The 4,899-nt window shown below is 64.1% G+C and carries 6 protein-coding genes and 2 pseudogenes; 6 read left to right on the top strand and 2 right to left on the bottom strand.

All coding sequences use genetic code 11. The features are described from left to right. The 3 genes and pseudogenes from ABYW26_RS10555 to ABYW26_RS10545 all read left to right on the top strand — a co-directional run. Positions 1-133: pseudogene (locus ABYW26_RS10555) on the top strand (RNA polymerase subunit sigma); the annotation flags it as partial. Continuing rightward, positions 126-506, top strand: coding sequence for a dihydroorotate dehydrogenase (locus ABYW26_RS10550; RefSeq protein ID WP_372604805.1), 381 nt, complete (start codon positions 126-128; stop codon positions 504-506). The pseudogene ABYW26_RS10555 and the gene ABYW26_RS10550, both read left to right, overlap by 8 nt. Further along, positions 503-1,021, top strand: a complete 519-nt coding sequence (locus tag ABYW26_RS10545) for a periplasmic heavy metal sensor (RefSeq protein WP_372604803.1) — start codon at positions 503-505, stop codon at positions 1,019-1,021. The genes ABYW26_RS10550 and ABYW26_RS10545 overlap by 4 nt, the downstream gene beginning before the upstream one ends. 20 nt (positions 1,022-1,041) lie before the next feature. Here ABYW26_RS10545 and ABYW26_RS10540 read toward each other — a convergent pair whose 3' ends face one another. Beyond that, on the bottom strand, positions 1,042-2,427 hold the full coding sequence (locus tag ABYW26_RS10540; protein ID WP_372604802.1) for a diguanylate cyclase: 1,386 nt from the start codon (positions 2,425-2,427) through the stop codon (positions 1,042-1,044). Between the two features lie 104 nt (positions 2,428-2,531). Between ABYW26_RS10540 and ABYW26_RS10535 the strand changes: the two genes are divergently transcribed. Continuing rightward, positions 2,532-2,810, top strand: a complete 279-nt coding sequence (locus tag ABYW26_RS10535; RefSeq protein WP_372604801.1) for a DUF3572 domain-containing protein — start codon at positions 2,532-2,534, stop codon at positions 2,808-2,810. Positions 2,811-2,817: 7 nt separating this feature from the next. On the opposite strand, the gene ABYW26_RS10530 is transcribed toward ABYW26_RS10535, so the two are convergent. Then, positions 2,818-3,273 (bottom strand): MarR family winged helix-turn-helix transcriptional regulator, encoded by a 456-nt coding sequence (locus ABYW26_RS10530; protein WP_372604800.1) that lies wholly within the window; start codon positions 3,271-3,273, stop codon positions 2,818-2,820. Between the two features lie 104 nt (positions 3,274-3,377). Here ABYW26_RS10530 and ABYW26_RS10525 point away from each other — a divergent pair, with 104 nt between their 5' ends. Continuing rightward, positions 3,378-4,079 carry an HAD family hydrolase gene (locus ABYW26_RS10525; RefSeq protein WP_372604799.1) on the top strand — a complete coding sequence of 234 codons (702 nt, stop codon included), beginning with the start codon at positions 3,378-3,380 and terminating at the stop codon, positions 4,077-4,079. 103 nt (positions 4,080-4,182) lie between these two features. Continuing rightward, positions 4,183-4,899, top strand: a pseudogene (locus ABYW26_RS10520) (DUF4153 domain-containing protein); the annotation flags it as partial.

Here is a 4,899-nt window from a genome sequence, read left to right as displayed (position 1 = left end):
GAGTAACCCCGAGATTGCCGATATACTTGAGATAAGCACCGAAGCGGTCGAAAGTCTGACCGCGCGGGGCAAACGGGCGCTGGCCTTGGCTTTGGCCGGGCGGCGGGAAGAGTTGGGGTATCACCATGGCTGATGACACGATGATCACGGATCAGGAACTGGAACAGTTCTTTGAGGCAGGCCGCGCCGGTGCGCCGGTGCCGTCAGACGATCTGATGGCGCGGGTTCTGGCCGATGCGGCAGCCTTGCAGGCACCGCCCGCCCCGGTGGTGCTGCCGGTCCCGCGTGCCGGATGGGTGCAACGGGTCTTGACGCAACTGGGCGGCTGGCCGGCGGTGGCCGGGCTGGCAACGGCGACGATGGCCGGGGTCTGGATCGGCTATGCCGCGCCGGCGGGGCTGGACAGCCTGACCGCAAGCGTTTGGCCGGGCAGTGCCGACAGCGGCTATGACGTGGTGGACATGATCCCGTCCCTCAGCGGATTTCTTGTGGAGGGCGGCGCATGAGCACCCAGGACCAACAACCGGATAAGAAGACCCCCTTTCGTTGGAGCCGGGTGGTTCTGGCGCTGTCTCTGGCGCTGAACCTGCTGGTGGTGGGCACGGTCGCCGGGGTGGTGGTGCGCCACGAACGTCCGCATCCCGAAGCGCGCGAGCCGGGCAGCGATCTGTTGGCTTACGGGCCATACGGGTTTGCTTTTGACGATGACGACCGCGACCACATGCGGCAGATGCTGCGGCATGAGGTCGGGCAACTGCGCGAGAACCGCCGCGCCGTGCGCCGTGACTTTGATCAGGTTGTGGCGGCGCTGCGGGCGACGCCCTATGACCCGGCGCTGGTTCAAAACCTGATCGAACAGCAACAGGCGCGAGTCAATGCGCAGGCCGACCATGTGCGCGATCTGATGCTGGCGCAGATTGCCGCGATGGATGATGAGGAACGCGAGGAATTCGCTGACCGGCTTGAGGCGCTGCTGCGCCGCGGCCCGCCGCCGCGCCATCACGATTACGATCGCGACTGATAAGGCCGCGGCCCGGTGCCTTAGGCGGCAGAGGGGCTGATCGTGACCTTGTTACGCCCGTTCGATTTCGCGCGATAAAGCGCGGCATCGGCGCGCGACAGGATGGCGTCGATGTCGTTACAACCCTCGGCCCCCGGATCGCAGAGCGCCAGACCGATACTGACCGAGATGACAAGGCTGCCGATGCCGCCGGGCAACAGCACCGGCGTCGCGCCGATCTGTTGACGCAGACGTTCAGCGGTGCGGCTGGCAAGGCCGGGCGCGGTTTCCGGCAGGACGATCAGAAATTCCTCACCTCCGATGCGGGCGATCATGTCGACCGGCCGCAGGTTGGCGGCGATCTGTTGCGCGATCTGTTGCAGCACCACGTCACCCGCCGCATGGCCGTGGCGGTCATTGACGGTCTTGAACCGGTCGATATCCAGCAGCATCACCGCAAAGGGCCGCTCGGTCTCGGTGGCGCGGCTGACGATCTGGCGCAGATGCGGCAGGGCATAGCGGCGGTTGAACAGCCCGGTCAGCGGATCGGTCACCGCCATGCGCAGCCCGTCCTTGACCGAGGCCCGCAAACGATCCGCCTGATGTTTGCGCTGAATCTGCGCCTCCAGCCGCAGCGCCATTTCCTGAGGGTCGAAGGGCGCGGCGATCAGATCGGTCGCGCCAAGGTCCAGCGCCATGGCAGCGGTCTGATGATCGCCTTCAGTCACCACGATCATGATCGCGGCGTGCCGGGTGGCGGCGCGGGCGCGCAGGTCGGTCAGCAATCGCAGCCCGACACCGGGCCGGTCCAGATCGGCGGCAATCACGAACAGATCGGGGCTGGCGCTGGTTTCCGGCAGGGCCAGCGCTTGCGTCCGGGTCATGACTGTCAGCCCGGTCTGAACCCGGCCCTTCAGCGCGGTTTTCCACGACAGCGCCTGTTCGCGCTGGCCCGAGATCAGCGCCGCCGTGCCGGGGCGAGCGAATATCTCGGCGGCCTCGGCAAAGCCCAGCGCCCGGCGGGTGCTGTCGCGCAGTGCCAGTTCCTGCGCGGTTTCGCGAGCCCGCAACAGGCTGCGCACCCGGGCCAAAAGCGTCAGTTCGTCCAGCGGTTTCGGCAGAAACTCATCCGCCCCGGCCGCAAGGGCGCGCATCTTGTGATCGCTTTGACGGCTGGCGGTGATGACGATGATCGGTATGTCGGCGGTTTCGGGATCAGCGCGCAGGCGGCGGCAAACCTCGACCCCGTCCATGTCGGCCATCATCATGTCCAACAGGATCAGGTCGGGCCGTTCGCGCTGCGCGATATCCAGCGCCGCGCGCCCGTCTTCGGCTTGCAGGACTTCGTAACAGGCCTCGGCCAGACGCACCTTCATCACGATGCGGTTGGTGGCGATGTCATCAACGACCAGGATTCGCCCTGCCATGCAGGTTACCTCATTGCCTGTTTCGGATGTTGTTCTTGTCGGGATTCAGATATGGCCAATAATCGTTAACAAACCCTTTAACCGGGTGGGCAAGGAGATCACGGATGCGTCAGGACGAGGCGGAAACCATCGCAATTCAGGCCTTGGCTTGGCTGGCCGAACAAGAGGATCTGCTCGGCGCGTTTCTGGGGGCCAGCGGGGCCTCGCCCGCCGATCTTGCGACACAGGCCGCCAGCGCCGAATTCCAGATCGCGCTTCTGGATTTTCTGATGATGGATGACGCATGGGTCATCGGGTTCTGCCAGACCGTTGGGCAGCCCTATGAGACTGTGATGCAGGCGCGCCAATCTTTGCCCGGCGGCGCGCAGATGCACTGGACCTGAGCCGCGATTACAGCTGTTTCAGCCCGCGCTCTTTGCCTTCAAGCGATTTCTTCAGCAGCCGATATAGTTCGGCGCTTTCGCTGTCGTTCAGCTGTTCGGTGATCAGGCTGTTGTTCTCGACCGCCATGGGCGTGCCCTGTGCGACCAGATCCAGCGCCTTTTGGCTAAGCGACACTTCGGTCATCCGCCGGTCGGTCGAGGCCGAGCGCCGCGACACCAGACCGGCCTCTTCCATCGACCTGAGTGCCCGCGAGGTCGCGGTGCGGTCGATGCCGACGAAATCAGCGATTTCGGACGGGCGGGTCAGGTCCTCGTTGGCGACGGCCAACAGGATACACCACGTGGTTCGGGTCAGGCCCATCGGTCGCATCCAGTCGTCCAGCCGCCGTTCCTGCATGCGGGCCGCAATGGACAGGTGATAGCCGATCGAGTGATGCAGTCTGTACTTTTTTTGTGCATTCATATGGGCGACTTTCCGCCTGAGGCGGGCTTGTGTCAATTGGCGCCGGTGTTTTCGTTGACCCAAAGCGCGGAATCCCGGCATACCCAATACTAGGGAGGACCAGCATGACTCACGTGACTGGGATTATTTTCGACAAGGATGGCACCTTGTTCGATTTCAATGCCACTTGGGTGGCATGGACCAAGGCGTTTCTGACCGAGCTGGCTGGCGGCGATATGCAGATCGCTCAGGCACTGGGCGGCGCAATCGGATTCGATATGGCCGGGCAAAGCTTTGCCCCTGACAGCCCGGTGATCGCCGGCACGCCGGCCGATGTGGCGGGGCATTTGTTGCCCTATCTGCCCGGATCGACCCCGGCGGCACTGATTACCCGGATGAATGCCTCGGCCGCCCTGGCGCCGATGCAACAGGCGACTCCGCTGAAACCGCTGCTGTCGCATTTCACCGCGCAGGGTATTCGTGTCGGTGTGGCCACCAATGATGCCGAAGCCCCGGCCCGCGCGCATCTGCGGGCGGTTGGGGTCGAGGACCGGTTCGATTTCATCGCCGGTTGCGACTCGGGTTATGGCGCCAAACCGGGGCCGGGACAGTTGCTGGCCTTTGCCGATCAGATGGGTGTGAACCCGGCCGATGTGCTGATGGTCGGTGACAGCCGTCACGATCTGATAGCGGGCCGCGCGGCGGGCATGGGCACGGTTGGCGTGCTGTCCGGGCTGGCCACCGCAAGGGATCTTGAGGGCTTTGCCGACATCATCCTTGCCGATATCGGGCATCTGCCCGGTTATCTGATGCTGCAGGCCGCCTGAGGCTTTCGACATTTTGCCGCAACGTGCGGCGCAATCCGCACTGGTCTGGTCGCAATGGCCCGCCTAAGCTGTTGTCTGATGGACCAACAGGAAGGGCCGGGCGATGGCGGACAAGATAGCCTCGGGGCGCATCACTTTGGCGGCGATCGGTGCCTTGGCCGGGTTGTGCCAATGGTTGCTGGTTGATGTTCTGGCCGATCAAATGGTCGACCAGCCGCGGCTGTTCCTGTTCCTTGTTTCGCTTTACGGCACGTTCTTCGTGGCGCTTCTGGCGCTGATCGGCCCGCTGAGCATGCCGCGCGCGGCGCTGTGGTCTGGCGCGCAGGCGGTAATCGTGGCCGGGCTGTTCACATGGTCCAGCCTGCGGTTCGACATGTTGGAGGCCTTCCTTGGCACCGGCCACCCCGAGGTGGCGATTGCGATCCTGACGCTGGTGCCGCTGCCCTTTGCCATGGCGCGTTGGGTCGACGGCAAATGGTCGAACTATTCGGCGTTGTTCACCCATTCATGGGATATCGTGGTGCGCTATGCGGCGGCGTGGGTTTTCGTCGGCGTCGCATGGGGCGTGGTGATGCTGTCGGACGCGCTGTTCAAGCTGATTGGCATCGACGTGATCCAGCAATTGCTGGAAATCGAACCGGTGCCCTATCTGGTGACCGGCGCCATTCTGGGCGTGGCGTTGGCCGTGGTGAACGAGCTGTCGGATTATGTCTCGCCCTATCTGGTGCTGCGGCTGCTCAGGCTGTTGCTGCCCGTGGTCCTGCTGGTCAGCGCGGTGTTTCTGCTGGCCCTGCCGTTCCGAGGACTGTCGCATCTGTTC

Origin of the sequence: Actibacterium sp. (genome assembly GCF_041584535.1) — a bacterium.
Taxonomy (GTDB): Bacteria; Pseudomonadota; Alphaproteobacteria; order Rhodobacterales; family Rhodobacteraceae; genus Actibacterium_D.
Note: the sequence above shows the minus strand (reverse complement) of the source record. Positions and strands in the feature narration are given on the sequence as shown.